Annotated in this window: 14 protein-coding genes and 1 tRNA gene; 6 read left to right on the forward strand and 9 right to left on the reverse strand. The window is 64.2% G+C overall.

Features of this window, described 5'->3' with window-relative positions; translation table 11 throughout:
* Nucleotides 1-12 precede the first annotated feature (12 nt).
* The 5 genes from dusB (at nt 13) to hflX (ending at nt 6,586) form a co-directional block, all read left to right on the forward strand.
* Complete coding sequence (dusB, locus tag U1700_RS07865) at nt 13-1,020, forward strand: tRNA dihydrouridine synthase DusB (RefSeq protein ID WP_332751699.1); 1,008 nt, start codon at nt 13-15, stop codon at nt 1,018-1,020.
* A gap of 74 nt (nt 1,021-1,094) precedes the next feature.
* Nucleotides 1,095-3,350: a sensor histidine kinase gene (locus U1700_RS07870; RefSeq protein ID WP_332751701.1), complete on the forward strand. Its 2,256-nt coding sequence runs from the start codon at nt 1,095-1,097 to the stop codon at nt 3,348-3,350.
* Nucleotides 3,340-4,722 carry a nitrogen assimilation response regulator NtrX gene (ntrX, locus tag U1700_RS07875; RefSeq protein ID WP_332751702.1) on the forward strand — a complete coding sequence of 461 codons (1,383 nt, stop codon included), beginning with the start codon at nt 3,340-3,342 and terminating at the stop codon, nt 4,720-4,722. The genes U1700_RS07870 and ntrX overlap by 11 nt, the downstream gene beginning before the upstream one ends.
* Complete coding sequence (gene hfq, locus U1700_RS07880) at nt 4,722-5,291, forward strand: RNA chaperone Hfq (RefSeq protein ID WP_332751703.1); 570 nt, start codon at nt 4,722-4,724, stop codon at nt 5,289-5,291. Before ntrX ends, hfq begins: the two co-directional genes overlap by 1 nt.
* Nucleotides 5,288-6,586 (forward strand): GTPase HflX, encoded by a 1,299-nt coding sequence (hflX, locus tag U1700_RS07885; RefSeq protein ID WP_332752270.1) that lies wholly within the window; start codon nt 5,288-5,290, stop codon nt 6,584-6,586. Before hfq ends, hflX begins: the two co-directional genes overlap by 4 nt.
* Here hflX and mazG read toward each other — a convergent pair.
* The 9 genes from mazG to U1700_RS07930 all read right to left on the reverse strand — a co-directional run bounded on the left by mazG (nt 6,574) and on the right by U1700_RS07930 (nt 15,065).
* A complete protein-coding gene (gene mazG / locus U1700_RS07890; RefSeq protein ID WP_332751705.1) occupies nt 6,574-7,314 on the reverse strand; it encodes a nucleoside triphosphate pyrophosphohydrolase in 741 nt (246 codons plus the stop codon). The genes hflX and mazG overlap by 13 nt on opposite strands.
* Before the next feature lie 79 nt (nt 7,315-7,393).
* On the reverse strand, nt 7,394-7,981 hold the full coding sequence (locus tag U1700_RS07895) for a retropepsin-like aspartic protease family protein (protein WP_332751707.1): 588 nt from the start codon (nt 7,979-7,981) through the stop codon (nt 7,394-7,396).
* A complete protein-coding gene (locus U1700_RS07900; RefSeq protein WP_332751709.1) occupies nt 7,981-8,745 on the reverse strand; it encodes an MBL fold metallo-hydrolase in 765 nt (254 codons plus the stop codon). Before U1700_RS07900 ends, U1700_RS07895 begins: the two co-directional genes overlap by 1 nt.
* On the reverse strand, nt 8,742-9,521 hold the full coding sequence (locus U1700_RS07905) for a TatD family hydrolase (RefSeq protein ID WP_332751711.1): 780 nt from the start codon (nt 9,519-9,521) through the stop codon (nt 8,742-8,744). Before U1700_RS07905 ends, U1700_RS07900 begins: the two co-directional genes overlap by 4 nt.
* Nucleotides 9,518-11,020, reverse strand: a complete 1,503-nt coding sequence (gene metG, locus U1700_RS07910; protein WP_332751713.1) for a methionine--tRNA ligase — start codon at nt 11,018-11,020, stop codon at nt 9,518-9,520. The genes U1700_RS07905 and metG overlap by 4 nt, the downstream gene beginning before the upstream one ends.
* 32 nt (nt 11,021-11,052) lie before the next feature.
* On the reverse strand, nt 11,053-12,009 hold the full coding sequence (locus tag U1700_RS07915) for a DNA polymerase III subunit delta' (RefSeq protein WP_332751715.1): 957 nt from the start codon (nt 12,007-12,009) through the stop codon (nt 11,053-11,055).
* Between the two features lie 13 nt (nt 12,010-12,022).
* The gene (gene tmk / locus U1700_RS07920) at nt 12,023-12,655 is read right to left on the reverse strand and encodes a dTMP kinase (RefSeq protein ID WP_332751717.1); all 633 of its coding nucleotides are present in this window, start codon (nt 12,653-12,655) and stop codon (nt 12,023-12,025) included.
* The gene (locus tag U1700_RS07925) at nt 12,652-13,827 is read right to left on the reverse strand and encodes a D-alanyl-D-alanine carboxypeptidase family protein (RefSeq protein WP_443025908.1); all 1,176 of its coding nucleotides are present in this window, start codon (nt 13,825-13,827) and stop codon (nt 12,652-12,654) included. Before U1700_RS07925 ends, tmk begins: the two co-directional genes overlap by 4 nt.
* A gap of 65 nt (nt 13,828-13,892) precedes the next feature.
* Nucleotides 13,893-15,065, reverse strand: coding sequence for a lytic murein transglycosylase (locus tag U1700_RS07930; RefSeq protein ID WP_332751719.1), 1,173 nt, complete (start codon nt 15,063-15,065; stop codon nt 13,893-13,895).
* 110 nt (nt 15,066-15,175) lie between these two features.
* Here U1700_RS07930 and U1700_RS07935 point away from each other — a divergent pair.
* Nucleotides 15,176-15,265 (forward strand) — tRNA-Ser (locus U1700_RS07935).
* Nucleotides 15,266-15,273 lie beyond the last annotated feature (8 nt).

The following is a 15,273-nucleotide window of genomic DNA, read 5'->3' on the forward strand; positions in this document are numbered from 1 at the left end:
GCGCGCCTTCCCATGGCTCGCGCACATTCCCTTGGCCCAATCTCGATCGGCCCGCTGACGCTGGACGTCCCCGTCATCCTCGCGCCGATGACCGGGGTCACCGACCTGCCGTTCCGCAAGGTCGTCAAACGCTATGGCGCCGGCCTTACCGTCAGCGAAATGGTCGCCTCGGCGGCGATGATCCGCGAAACGCGCCAGTCTCTCCAGAAGACCGAGTGGGATCCGTCCGAAAACCCCGTCTCACTCCAGCTGGCCGGCTGTTCACCGCACGAAATGGCCGAAGCGGCGAAGCTCAACCAACAGCGCGGCGCGGCGATCATCGACATCAACATGGGCTGCCCGGTCAAGAAGGTCGTCAACGGCGACGCCGGATCGGCCCTGATGCGCGACTTGCCATTGGCGAGTGCGATCATCGATGCGACGGTGAAAGCCGTCTCGCTCCCGGTCACGCTCAAGATGCGGATGGGCTGGGATCATGGCAGCCTCAACGCCCCTGAACTCGCCCGCATCGCCGAGGATCTGGGCATCAAGATGATCACCGTCCACGGCCGAACGCGGAACCAGATGTATAAAGGCTCGGCGGACTGGTTGTTCGTCGCCAAAGTGAAGGCCGCGACTAGCCTGCCGGTCATCGTCAACGGCGACATTTGCTCAGTCGACGATGCGCGTGAGGCACTGGCCCAATCGGGCGCTGACGGCGTGATGATCGGCCGCGGCGCCTATGGCAAGCCATGGCTCCTCGGCCAGGTTATGAGCGCGCTTGCCTCGGACGGTACCCGCCCGACCCCCGCGCTCGACGAGCAATTGGCGGTGATCCTCGAACAATATGACGCCATGCTGTCGCTCTACGGCGCCGATGCCGGGGTCAAGATCGCCCGCAAGCACCTCGGCTGGTACACCAAGGGGCTCACCGGTTCGGCCGAATTTCGCAACAAGGTCAACACGATCGACGATCCTGTCGTCGTCGTCTCGATGCTCCGCGAATTTTACGTGCCATGGCTCGATCGCGCCGCTGCCTGACAATTGGCGCCTCGAAGATAAATTCCTCACACTGTGTTTTTCATGCAACGCAGCCATGCTAGAGCGGCTGGCGAATGGATGCTCGGGTTCCCGATTCTGATTTAAGCCCGCCTGTCGGCTGGCTTGCGCGCGAGCGGGAAAGCGGGCGCTTTTATCGCCTTGCCAAGCTTGGCGCGGCGCTGGCCCTGATCCTCGTGCTGGGTGCCACCATCGCCGTGTTCAAGCGCGGGTCAGACCCCGGCACGCTGATCTCGCCGCCGCTGATGGCGCTTTTGCTCATCGCTAACCTCGTCCCCGCGATCGTGCTGATGGTGCTCGTCGCGCGCGATGCGGCGCGGCGCGATGCCGAACGCAGCGGGGTCGGCACCGGCCAGCTCCACACCCGCCTCGTTGCACTCTTCTCGCTGGTCGCCGCGGTGCCGACGGTATTCGTTGCCATCTTCGCGTCGCTCCTTCTCCAGAGCGGGCTCGAATTCTGGTTCTCCAACCGCGCGCAGACGATGCTCGAGAAGACCGTCTCGCTGACCAGGATCAGCTATGATCGAGAGCTCGACAGCGTCGCCAGCGACACGATCGCCATGAGCAGTGACATCGCCGGCTATCTCAAATTCGTCGCGATCGATGATCCGCGCTTTGCCTACGCTTACGGCCGCACCCAGGTTTACCAGCGCAAGTTGACCGAATCGATCATCTTCACCGTCGGCGCCGATGGCCACATCCGCACCCTGGCGCTGGTGAACCCCTATGAGCGCAACCTCGAAAAGCTCATCACTTCCGACAAGATCGCCGTGCTCGCCAAGCAGAGCGTCGTCGAGGTCAGCTCGTCTGATCGCATCGGCGTGCTCACCCGGCTTGCGGCGGGTCCCAATCTCTATCTTTATGCCGCCAAGACATTTGATCCCCAGTTCATCGAGCAAATCCAGCGCGGCAACGAAGTCTTGCGAGATTATCAGGCACTATTGGCCCGATCGCGGGTCAACCAGTTGCGCTTCAATATCGCGCTTTATCTCGGGGCCTTGCTGATCGTCGGCCTCGCCATCCTTGCCGCGCTGAAACTTGCCGACCGGCTCGTCCAGCCGGTCAGCGGACTGGTCGATGCCGCTGGTCGCATCGAGGAAGGCGATTTTTCCGCACGCGTACCGGTCGCGCAGGGGAGCGACGAAATCGCGATGCTCTCGACCGCCTTCAATCGCATGGCCGGCCGACTCGATACCCAGACCAACGCCCTGCTCACCGCCAACAGCCAGCTCGAAACCCGCCGCGCCTTCATCGAGGCGGTCCTGTCGAGCGTCACCGCCGGCGTCCTCACGCTCGATGCCTCGGGCAAGATCCTCCTGACCAATCGCTCGGCCGCCGCGCTGCTCCGCTCGGGCGGCGACGCGCTCGAGGGCAGGGTGCTCGCCGACCTCTCGCCCGAGCTTGCCGAATTCATGGCCGGTGAAGCGCGCGACGCCAATGTGCTGGTCGCCGCCGGAAGCGGCCAGCGCACGCTGGCGGTCAAGCGCGTCCGTTATGGCGAAAACACCGTCCTGACCTTCGACGACATCACCGACCAGTTGTCGGACCAACGCCGCGCCGCCTGGTCGGACATCGCCCAGCGGATCGCGCACGAGATCAAGAACCCGCTGACCCCCATCTCGCTCGCCGCCGAGCGGCTCCAGCGCCGCTATGGCAGCCAGGTGACCAATGATCGCGAGACTTTTGACCGGCTGACCGCGACGATCGTTCGTCAGGTCGGCGACCTGCGCCGGATGGTCGACGAATTTTCTGAATTCGCGCGCATGCCGAAACCGCAATTCCGCGATGAAAATATCCACGACATCGTCCGTAATGCCTTGTTCCTGCACGAAGTTGCCCACCCCGACGTCAACTTCACCATCACCCCGAAGCTGGCCGATATCCGGCTTGTGTGCGACCGCCGCCAGATGGGCCAGGCGCTGACCAACATCGTCAAGAACGGGGTCGAGGCGATCGAGGCGCGCCGCGCGCGGGGCGAGGACAGTGCCGATGGCGACCGTATCGCGCTGGCGGTCGAGCGGGTCGGCGAGCAATTGGTGATCGAAGTCACCGATACCGGCGTCGGCTTGCCCGAAGAGCGCGAGCGATTGACCGAACCCTATATGACAACGCGCGTCCGCGGCACCGGTCTCGGCCTCGCAATCGTCAAGAAAATCGTCGAGGAACATCTTGGCGATATTGCATTTCTGGATCGACAAGGCGGCGGGACCAGGGTCCGTATCGCGCTCGATGCAGACCGACTGGCGGCGCTGGAAACGAGCGGCGAACTCGCCGACATAAGCGATGATAGGGACAGTGAAGATGGCGCTTGAAGTGCTGATCGTCGACGACGAAGCCGATATTCGTGACCTGGTCGCGGGTGTACTCGAGGATGAGGGCTATACCGTCCGCACCGCGCCCGACAGCACGAGCGCGCTCGAGGCGATTGCCGAGCGGCGCCCGTCGCTGATCCTGCTCGACGTATGGCTTCAGGGGTCGAAGCTCGACGGGCTCGAAATCCTTGAACAGGTCAAACGGCGCGACCCGACCCTGCCGGTGATCATGATCTCGGGCCATGGCAACCTCGACACTGCCGTCGCCGCGGTTCGCGAAGGCGCGGTAGACTTCATCGAAAAGCCATTCGAGGCGAGCCGACTGCTCCATCTCGTCGGCCGCGCGACCGAGACCGAACGGCTCAAGCGCGAGAATGCCACGCTTCGCGAAAAGGTCGGGCAAGACGACACGCTCAACGGCTCGTCCGTCGCGATCAACTCGGTCCGCGCGACATTGAAACGCGTCGCGCCGACCGGCAGCCGGGTGATGATTACCGGTCCCGCCGGGGTCGGCAAAGAAATTGCGGCACGGACGATCCACAATTGGAGCCCGCGCGCCAACGCTCCGTTCATCGTCCTGTCGGCCGCCATGATGAGCCCCGACCGCGTCGAGGAGGAGTTGTTCGGCACCGAGCGCGAAGGCGTCGCGCGCCCCGGCCTGCTCGAGCAGGCGCATGGCGGCACGCTGTTCCTCGACGAGATTGCCGACATGCCGCTGACCACCCAGGGCAAGATATTGCGCGTCCTCACCGACCAGAGCTTCTCGCGGGTCGGTGGGCAGCGCGCGGTCAAGGTCGATGTCCGCTTCCTCTCGGCGACCTCGCGCAACCTCGCCGACGAAATCGCCGCCGGGCGGTTCCGCGAAGACCTTTACTACCGCCTCAACGTCGTTCCTGTCCGCATGCCGCCGCTGACCGAGCGCCGCGAGGATATTCCCGAACTGGTCGACCATTTCCTCGCACGCTTCGCTGCCGAGCGTCGTATTCCCCCGCCAACCCTGTCGCCCGAGGCGGCGGCAGCGCTCCAGGCCCATGAATGGCCGGGCAACGTTCGCCAGCTGCGCAACATCATCGAGCGAACCCTGATCATGGCGCCGGGCGATCGCGCCGAAAGCATCGACGTCGACCTGCTGCCGGCGGAGATCGTTGATTCACGCGGCCCCGCCGGGACCTCGACGACGACCATGGCGATCATGGGCTCTCCGCTTCGCGAAGCCCGCGAAAGTTTCGAGCGCGAATATCTCAAGATCCAGATCCGGCGTTTTTCGGGCAACATCTCGCGCACCGCGTCGTTCATCGGCATGGAGCGCTCGGCGTTGCACCGCAAATTGAAAGCGCTGGGACTTGGCGACAAGAAGGAAGAAGAACAATAATGGCTGATAAGTCCTTCTCACTGCAGGATCATTTTCTCAATGGCGTGCGCCGGGCGAAATCGCCGGTAACCATTTTCCTGATGAAAGGCGTCAAGCTTCAGGGGATTGTGACCTGGTTCGACGCCTTTTCGGTATTGCTGCGCCGCGATGGCGAGAGCCAATTGGTCTACAAGCACAGCATTTCGACGATCATGCCGGCCAATGTGCCGATCGACCTGCTCGCCGGGCTCGACCGCGGCACGCGCGAGGCGCAGGCGCGCAAAGCCAATTCGCTCCAGGATATCTTTCTCGCCGCCGCCGAGAAGGAACGTGAGCCGATGACGATCTTCCTCGTCAACGGCGTCATGCTCCAGGGTGCGATTGCCGGGCATGACCAGTTCAGCCTGCTGCTAGAACGGGGCGGGCAGGTCCAGCTGGTCTACAAGCATGCCATGTCGACCCTCCAGCCCGAGCGGCCGCTCTATCTCTCGGGCGAGGATCCCGCCGACGATACACCGCGCGACCCTGCTCGCGACGACGATGAAGACGACACCGACGATGCCGGGGCAAGGGCAGGGGACGGAAGCTGAGCGTTTTCAACCGCGCTGACGACGAGGGCGTATCGCGCGGCGAACGCGCGCTGGTGGTGTTGCCCGATCGCGTTGACGTCAAGTCGATGCGCTCGCTTGACGCGCGGCTCGACGAGGCTTCCGGGCTGGCCGCTGCGATCGGCATCGATGTCGTCGGGCGCAAGAGCTTCCGCATTCGTGCCGCGCGCCCGGCCAGCCTGTTCGGCAAGGGCCAGCTTGACGAGGTCAAGGCGCTCGCCGCCGAGGTTGATGCGCATTTGCTGATCGTGGACGCCGCGCTGACGCCGGTCCAGCAGAAGAATATCGAGGATATCACCAAAGCCAAGGTCATCGATCGCACCGGCCTCATCCTCGAAATCTTCGGCGAGCGCGCCGCGACGGCTGAAGGTCGGCTTCAGGTCGAGCTTGCACATCTCGATTACCAGGCAGGTCGACTAGTGCGCAGTTGGACCCATTTGGAGCGCCAGCGCGGCGGTTTCGGCTTCCTTGGGGGCCCTGGGGAAACCCAGATCGAAGCGGATAGGAGACTAATCCGCGACCGCATGGCAAAAATCCGCCGCGAACTAGACCAGGTAAAGCGCACCCGGGGGCTGCATCGGGAGCGGCGACAGCGGGCGCCGTGGCCGGTGGTCGCACTGGTCGGTTATACCAACGCCGGCAAGTCGACGCTGTTCAATCAGATGACGGCGGCGACGGTGATGGCCGAGGACCTGTTGTTCGCGACGCTGGACCCGACCATGCGCGACGTGCGGATCCCCGGGTTCGACAAGGCGATCCTGTCGGACACGGTCGGCTTCGTATCCGAATTGCCAACCCAGCTCGTGGCGGCATTTCGCGCGACGCTCGAGGAAGTCTCCTCGGCCGACCTGATTATCCACGTCCGTGATATCGCCCATCCCGACAGCGATGCCCAGGCGTCCGATGTTGCGACCGTGCTCGGATCGCTCGGGCTCGACGAGCCGGGATCGCCGCCCCGGCTCGAGGCGTGGAACAAGCTCGATCTGCTCGACGGCTCCGATCGCGAGGCGACGCTCAACGAAGCGGCACGGCGCGATGACGTTGTCACCCTTTCGGCGCTGACTGGGGAGGGGGTCGAGCGACTGCGCGAGGAGATTGGCCAGCGGTTGCAGGATGGGGCGGTAGTCCACCGGGTCAAGCTGTCGGCTTCGGACGGATCGCGGATCGCCTGGCTTCATGCGCGCGGCGAGGTGCTGGACCAGCGCTCCGAAGGCGAGACGATGCATCTTGCAGTCAAGCTGTCAGCTGACAATTGGGCGCGCTTTCAAGCGCTCTGAGCCAGTTTTGCCGCCTGCCAAAGCTGCTCCATTCCATCGAGTGACAAGTCGCCAAAACCAGGCGTGTTCTCGATCGCACGAAAGCGGCGCTCGAATTTTCGATTGGCTGCACGAAGCGCGTCCTCGGGGTCGATCTTCAGATGGCGTGCGAGGTTGACCACCGAGAACAATAAGTCGCCGAGTTCCTCGGCGCGTTGATCGGGCACGGCCTCGGCCAGTTCGGCCAACTCCTCGTCGATCTTGGCTCGGGGACCGCTCGCATCTGGCCAGTCGAACCCGGTTCGGGCGGCCCGCTTTTGCAATTTGGCAGCGCGTTCCAGTGCCGGCAGCGCCAGTGCAACGCCAGCCAGTGCGCTCTGGTCGGGCTTGGCGGCGCGTTCTTCGGCCTTTATCTGCTCCCACAGATGATGGCCGCCATGCGCGGCCTCACCGAAGATATGTGGATGGCGACGCTCGAGCTTGTCGCAAATCCGCCCAATAACGTCGTCGAGCGTGAAGTGGCCGGCTTCGCGCGCCATCTGCGCGTGGAACACGACTTGCAACTGGAGATCGCCAAGCTCGTCGGCCAGGTCGGCCATGTCGTCGCGCTCGATCGCATCGGCGACTTCATAGGCTTCCTCGATCGTGTAGGGCGCGATCGAGGCGAACGTCTGGACGCTGTCCCACTCACAGCCGCTGACCGGATCGCGCAGCCGCTCCATGATCGCGACGAGGCGGTCGAGATTCACCGGGGGACCCTCGACAGCGGCCAATCCTCAAGTCTGATAATATGCATTATGTAAATATCCAGCATAAGGAAGGAGGTTGTCAGCCTTCGAGGATCAGCCATCGCCCCTCGACGCTCCAGCGTTTGAGGCTCGACAGGAAACTCATTCCCACGACATTGAGATCGTCATTTTCGGCGATGTAGACGAGCTGGTCGCGGCGCACGATCGATCCCACGTCGATTGTTTCGGCATGCGCGCTCGACACGTTGACGATGCCGTTGCCGGTCCGCACTAGCTGGTCTTGATGCTCCTCCTTCTCGAGGCTGGCCTGCCGCGCAAAGGCAGCCCCTACGGTGGTCACGGTCGCACCGCTGTCGACCAGGAATTTCGCCGACACGCCGTTGATCGTGGCGTCGATCCAGAAGTGACCGTCGATCGCCATCGGGATACGGATGGTCCGGCCAGCCACGATTGGCGTGCCAAAGGTTTCGGCCTTGAGCCGCTGCCCGACATAAGTAAGATTATCGCGGAATGTGAATAGGATAAAGCCGCCGCCGAAGATCGCGACCCACATCAATGCCATCTTGACCAGCTTGGCCCAATGTTCGCGGCGCGACATCAAAGACCCCAGGACGAGCATCATCGCCATCAGGAGGTACAGGCTGCCGAGCATGAGGTCGTTGGTCATCAGAGCCTGTATTCGGCGCCGTCGAAGGCCGGGCTGGCCCATGACGGAAGCGTCTCTGCAAGGTCGGTGAAGTCCATTGAATTATCAAGGTGGGTCAGCACCAATTGCCCCACCTTAAGATCCTTTGCCCAACCAAGGACGGCATCGAGATGGGCGTGGGTCGGGTGTGGACGGCGGCGCAGGCAATCGCTGATCAACAGGTCGAGCCCCATGTAGAGCGCGGCCATCGCCTCGGTCATGTCATGATAATCGATCGCATAGGCGGCCGACCGTTCGCCTTCGTCGATGCGGATGCCGAGCGAAGTGATGCCGCCATGGGGCTGGTCGACGAAGCGGAGCCGGGCGGCACCCAGTTGCTCCTCTTCGACAAGGACTTCGCCCATTAGAACAGTGGGATAGAGCGGGCTTCCGACAAAGGCGTAGCGGAAGCGATCGACGATCCGGTCAAGGGTAATTGCCCGCGCGGCGAGCCGGACCGGGCGTCTCATGACGAGTGCAACCTGGCGAAGATCATCGATCCCGTGGAGATGGTCGGCATGATCGTGAGTGACGATGACCCGATCGAGCGTCGACACGTCGGCCGCAAGCAATTGCTCGCGAAGATCCGGGCCGCAGTCGATCAGCAGCCGCTCCCTCGCGCTTTCGACCAGCAGCGCTGATCGGCTTCGTCGGTTGCGCGGATCGGCCGGATTGCAGCGGCCCCAGTCGTTGCCGATGCGCGGCACGCCCGACGACGTCCCGCAGCCCAGCACGCGCAGCTTCACGCGGCGGCTTTCCTGAATAGACTGAAGAAGTTGGCCGTCGTACTTGCGGCTAGCTGCTCGATCGGCTCGTCGCGCAAATTGGCGACAAAGGCGGCGGTATCGGTGACGAAGGCCGGCTCGCACGTCTTCCCGCGATTGGGCACGGGCGCGAGGAACGGCGAGTCGGTTTCGACCAGCAGTCGGTCGGCGGGGACGAATTTCGCCACGTCCTGCAAGTCGCGCGCATTCTTGAACGTCACGATCCCCGACAAGCTGATGAAAAAACCGATGTCGAGCGCGGTCCGGGCGAGGTCGGCGCTGCTGGTGAAGCAGTGGAGTACCCCGGTAACGCCCCCCCTCCCGACGGCCTCGACCAGCATCGCCGCCGTATCCTCCTCGGCATTCCGGGTGTGAACGACCAAGGGAAGCCCGGTGGCGCGTGCCGCCTCGATATGCGCCGCAAACCGCTCGCGCTGGGCGGCACGGTCGGACTTGTCGTAGAAATAATCTAACCCGCATTCGCCGATCGCGACGACCCTTGGATGCGCGGCGGCCTCGACCAACGCGGCACAGCCGAGATCGGGGTGCGCGTCGGCCTCGTGCGGGTGGACCCCGACCGTTGCCCAAACATCGGGGTTGCGGTCGGCAGTGGCGATGATGTCGGCCCACTCGCTCTGGCGGGTCGAGATGTTGAGGAACCCCGCCACCCCGCGCGCCCGGGCGGTGGCAAGCACTTCGCCCTGGCGCTCGATGAGGCCGGGGTAGTTAAGGTGGCAATGGCTGTCGATCAGCGTCATTCGGGGTCTGCCGCATCGAGCTCGAGGCGCGGGAAGATCGGGGTTGGCTGCGCGATCGACTGCCCCCCTTCCCCACTGTCGATCAGCGCGATCAGCTTTGCCGCCGACCCGGGGATGATCGGCTGTACCGCCAGCGCCAACTCGCGCACTGCGGTGACCAGCGTTCCGAGCACCGCCGCCATGCGATCGGGATCGGTCTTCTTGAGGCCCCAGGGGGCGGTCGTGTCGACATAGGCATTGCAGGCGTAGACCGCCGCCATCCACGCTTCGAGTCCGGCGGCGAAGGCAAAGCGTTCGAACTCGGCGGGAAGCGTTTCGTGGCACGCAGTGCGGACGATTTCGAGCAGCGCATGATCTTCTTCGGCTTCGCCCTGTGCGGGAAGGACCCCGCCCAAATTCTTGAAAACCATTGAAAGACTGCGCTGGGCGAGATTGCCAAAGCTGTTGGCAAGCTCAGCGTTCACCCGCCCGACGATCGCTTCGTGGCTATAGCTTCCGTCCTGCCCGAACGTGACTTCGCGCAGCAGGAAATAGCGTAGGGCATCGACTCCGTAGCGCTCCGCCAGGCCGACCGGTTCGACGACATTGCCGACGCTCTTCGACATTTTCTCCCCGCGGCTGAGGAGGAAACCATGGCCATAGACCTGCTTTGGAAGCGCAATCCTTGCCGACATCAGGAACGCCGGCCAGTAGACCGCGTGGAAGCGAACGACATCCTTGCCGATGAGGTGGACATTGGCCGGCCAATAGCGGTCGAACAGTTCGCCGCCATCGGGATATCCCAATCCGGTCAGATAGTTGGTCAACGCGTCGAGCCAGACATACATGACATGGTCGTCGCTGCCCGGAACCTTGATTCCCCAGTCGAAGCTGGTCCGCGAAATCGACAAATCATTGAGTCCGCCCTCTACGAAGCGGAGGACTTCGTTGCGGCGGCTGTCGGGCTGGATGAATTCGGGGTGCGCGACATAATGGTCGAGCAGCGGCTGCTGATAAGCTGACAGCTTGAAGAACCAGCTTTCCTCGACGGTCCATTCGACCGGCGTTCCCTGCGGCGAGCGGCGCTCCTCGCCCTCCCCGGTCAGTTCGCTCGCGTCGTAAAATGCCTCGTCGCGGACTGAATACCATCCTTCGTACCGGCCGAGATAGAGGTCGCCATTGGCCTCCATCGCCCGCCAGATCGCCTGGCTCGCGCGGTGGTGATCGGGCTCGGAGGTCCGGATGAAACGATCATATGACACATCCAGTGCGTCGCACATCGCTTTGAAGTTGGCTGACATCTTGTCGGCGTAATCGGCCGGCTCGACCCCTTCGACGCGCGCCGCCTGGGCCATTTTAAGGCCATGCTCGTCGGTCCCGGTCTGGAAGCGGACGTCGCGTCCCTGTGACCGCTGGAAACGGGCGATCGCGTCGGCGGCAATTGCTTCATAGGCATGGCCGATGTGCGGCACGCCATTGGGGTAACTGATCGCGGTGGTGATGTAATATGGTTCGGCCATGGAGCGTGCCCTAGCGGGCGCGCCCGGCGGCTTCAAGGAACCGAGGCGAGGATCGCGCCCAGCTGGAAAATCGTCGCCGCCGGATCGAGCGACAAGCGCCGCGCGACCGCAGCGGTCTCGCGCGCTTCGGCATAGGCGTTGAGTGCCCGCTCACGCCGCGCGCCGTCGAGGCCACGCGCTTCGCGGGCGATCAGCGACGGGATCAGCGCCAGGAAGGCGGCATAGCGGTCGGCCGCGGCCTTACCCGACATGCCCTGCGCCAGCTTTGCGCGGCGTGCATTGTCAGGATCGCCTTCGCGCAGGATCGTCGTTGCCGCCGCTTCAAGCGGGGCGAGATCGAGCTGACCGATGTCGAGCGCACGACCCGCCGACCCCCCTGCGATCGCCACCAGTTTTGCAATCTTGCCAGCATCTTCGCCAGGGAGCGCATGTTCCAATATTGACGTCATGGCGTCATCGGACAGCGCCTGGAAATCGAGCCGACGACAGCGCGAACGGATCGTCGGTAGCAGTCGCCCGGGGGCGTGCGATACAAGCATGAACAGGCAATTGGCGGGCGGTTCCTCGAGCATCTTGAGCAGCGCATTGGCGCCCTCGGGTTCCAGATCGTCGGCGCAATCGATCACCACCGCGCGCCACGGCGACAGGAACGGCGTCGACGAGAACAGGTCGCCGAGCGAGCGCACCTGGTCGACCGAAATGTTGCGCTGGAGCCCGCCCTCCTTTCGCTCGATCCGCACCAGTTCGCGATAATCGGGGTGGCTCCCCGCCGCGAGAAAGTGCGAAATGGGGTGCTCGATCGGGGTCTCGATCCCGGGCAGCGTGACCGGCGGCCCCGCCGCTTCGGCGAGCAGCCGCCGCGTCGCCTCGCGCGCGAAGCTCGCCTTGCCGACCCCGCGCGGCCCCGCCAGCAACCACGCATGGTGAAGCGCGCCCGAGTGCATCGCCTCGGCGAAGCGGGCGACGGCGCGGTCGTGACCGATAATCACCGGCAGGTTCGCTTCACAGCAGGTCCGACAGCTGATCGAGCAACCGCGTCGTCACTGCCTCGCGTTCGCCGGTCGCATCGACCAGCCGCACCCGCGCGGGCTCAGTAACGGCGAGCTGTCGAAAGGCGCGATCGACGCTCAGGTGAAATGACGGACCGCGTCCGCCGATCCGGTCGCTGGCCCCGCCGTCGCGCGCATCGGCCCGGCCAATTCCCTCCTGCTCGCGAAGCATCAGCACCAGCGTCCGCTCGGGCAGGAAATCCTCGCTTCCAAAGGCGTGAAGCGCGCGCACCGCCTCGGTTCCCAGTTCCGCGCCGCCGCCCTGATAGGCCAGGCTGCTGTCGAGAAAGCGATCGGCCAGCACCCATCGCCCCGCCGCAAGAGCCGGGCGAATTGTCTTCTCGACATGGTCGGCGCGCGCCGCCGCAAACAGCAATGCCTCGGCCCGAGGCGACCAGCGGCTGTCGTCTCCGTTCAGTAGCAGCTGGCGGATCGCCTCGGCGCCCGGGCTTCCTCCCGGCTCGCGCGTCGTCAATAGGTCGATACCGCGGTTACGAAGGGCGTTGCCGAGCGCGGCGAGCTGGGTGGTCTTGCCCACGCCTTCCCCGCCCTCGAGGCTGATGAAGCGCCCAGGCCCCGACGTCACGCCATCCCCAGCATCTGCTTGAAGCCGATCCACGCACGCGCGAAGAAACCCGCCTCGCCAACCGCTTCACCCGCACTGAGCGGCATGACCTGTGGACCATTGTCGGTTGTCACAACCAGGTCGGCGACGTGTGCGCCCTTGGCGATCGGCGCCTGCAACGGTCCCGAATAACGGATGCGGGTCGACTTGATGTTGCTGCCCAGCCCTGCCGGCAGCGTCAGCGCGATATCGCGCGGCGCGATCAGGCTGACCGTGCTCGCCGACCCCATCTGGACATTGGCGGTTCCGACCGTGACGCCCGCTTTATACAACGGCTTGGTAGTCCACGCGGCGAACCCCCAGTTCACCAGGCGGACGCCTTCCTCGATGCGCTGGTTGAAGCTCGACATGCCGGCCATGACGACGATCAGGCGGCGGCCGTTCTGCTCGGCTGAGCCGGTAAAGCCATAGCCCGCCTCGTCGGTGTGCCCGGTCTTGAGCCCGTCAGCGCCCGGCACCCGGCCCAGCAGCGGGTTCCGATTATCCTGCTTGATGTCGGCGCCAGAGCCCAGCGTCTTGCCCCAAGTGAACGACGTCTGGGCATAGAATTTCTTGTACAGCGCGGGATGTCGTTCGATGCTCGCCCGCGCCAGCTTGGCAAGGTCGCGTGCGGTGACCATTGTGACGTCATTGTCGGGCCAGCCGTTGGGCGTTCCGAAATAACTGTTGGTGATACCCAGTTGCTTGGCCAGCACATTTTCCTGCGCGACGAACGCCTGCTCGGTCCCGGCGATGCACTCGGCCAGCACGATTGCGGCGTCATTCCCCGACAAGGTGACGATCCCGTGGAGCAAATTCTCGACACTGACCTGTTCGTTGGGCGACAGGAACATCGTCGATCCCGCCGTAGGCCCATGCCATTTCGCCCACGTCTGAGGCTGTACCGTGCACATTTTCGAAAGCGACAGTTGGCCCTTGTCGATCAGCTCGAACGCCAGTTCGGTTTCCATCATCTTGGCCATTGATGCCGGTGGCATGCGGCGGTCGGCGTCCTTGGCGTACAGCTCGGCGCCCGACGACAGGTCGATCAGATAGGCCACCGGCGCCGGGGTCTCATAGGGCGGGGCGGCGGCGGGAGCGGCAGTCGCGAGGGTCACGGCGGCAACGGAGGCAAGCAGTACGGCACGGGTCAAAGGGCGACTCCCGGGAAGCTAAAGGATGCTCCCCCTCTACCCCTGCAATCGCGCCTGCGCGAGCCTTAACGCTGTGCAATTTCGTCCGCGAGCAGGCCAACCGCCAGCGCATAGAAGTTCGAACAATTATAGGCGAGGATCGCGCGGTAATTGCCCGTCAGCAGATAGGCCGTTGCGCCCGGGCCATCGGGTTCAAGCAACGAGGCGGGCTCATCCTCGGGCAGTGATCGGCGCACCGGAACCACGCCGAGCGCCCGCCATTCGCGCATCGTCAGCCACTTGCTGTGGCGAGCGAATACCCGTGGGCAGCGCGGCGCGACCACCGGATTGCGAAGCGCGGCGCGGTCAATCCCGGCCGGCACCCGAACCGCGACACCCCACGGTACGTTTGCCTTCCATCCGGCGTCCTTGAGAAAATTGCCGATAGAAGCAAAGGCGTCAGCCTGGCTCGTCCAGATATTGGCGCGACCATCGCCGTCGCCATCGATCGCCAAGCGAAGCACTGCTGACGGCATGAACTGCGGATAACCTGTCGCCCCTGCCCAGCTGCCCTTCAACCGGCTGCGCGGCGTGCCCTGGTCGAGCAGGCGGAGCGCCGCGATCAATTCGGATTCGAACAATTCTCGGCGGCGCCCCTCATAGGCCAGCGTCACCAGCGCATCGAGCAGGTCAAAATTGCCCGTCACGCTGCCGTAGCTCGTCTCATGCCCGAAGATCGAAATGGGAATGGCGGGATCGACCCCGGTGCGTGCCTGGATGCCGGCAAGTCGCGAAGTGTTGGCAGCATAGACCAGCCGACCGCGGCGAATGAGGTCGGCGCTGACATGCTCGCGGCGGTACGGCGCGAAGGCCGGGGTCGAATTGGGATTGCCGATATTGCCCGGCTGCCCGCGATCGAGCTGGATCACGCGGGGGTTGAGCGACAGCCACGGCAGGGTCGAACTGACTGTCGTCTCGCTGATCCCGGCGGTGCGGGCGCGCGCGATGAGATGCTGCTTGTAGGCGCCGAAGGCGAACGCCGCCGAATTTGCCTGCGGTGACGGCAGGCGCGCCACCGTTGGCGCTGGCACCAGGATCGGCCTGACAGATGTCAAAGCCGGTGAGACGATGGGGCGGGACTGCTCTGGCAGCGGCGCCAGCGGATCGCGCTGCTGGGCCCATGCGGGCGAAACCAACACGCCTCCAAGCGTCGCAACCACCACCAAAACTGCCTTCACCGAATACCCCAACTCGATCATTTTACTCACGCGACGCTACGCGGGCCAACGCGCCATGCCCATGGCGGTTCATCGTAGCGCTTGCACTGTCCATCCGCTTGAGGCTAGCCGGATGAACATCGCGACAATGCGGATGGGTGGCCGAGTGGTTTAAGGCAGCGGTCTTGAAAACCGCCGTAGGTGAAAGCTTACCGTGGGTTCGAATCCCACCCCATCCGCCAGCGACGTG

This window comes from Sphingomonas sp. RB1R13, from assembly GCF_036663775.1.
Taxonomy (GTDB): Bacteria; Pseudomonadota; Alphaproteobacteria; order Sphingomonadales; family Sphingomonadaceae; genus Sphingomicrobium.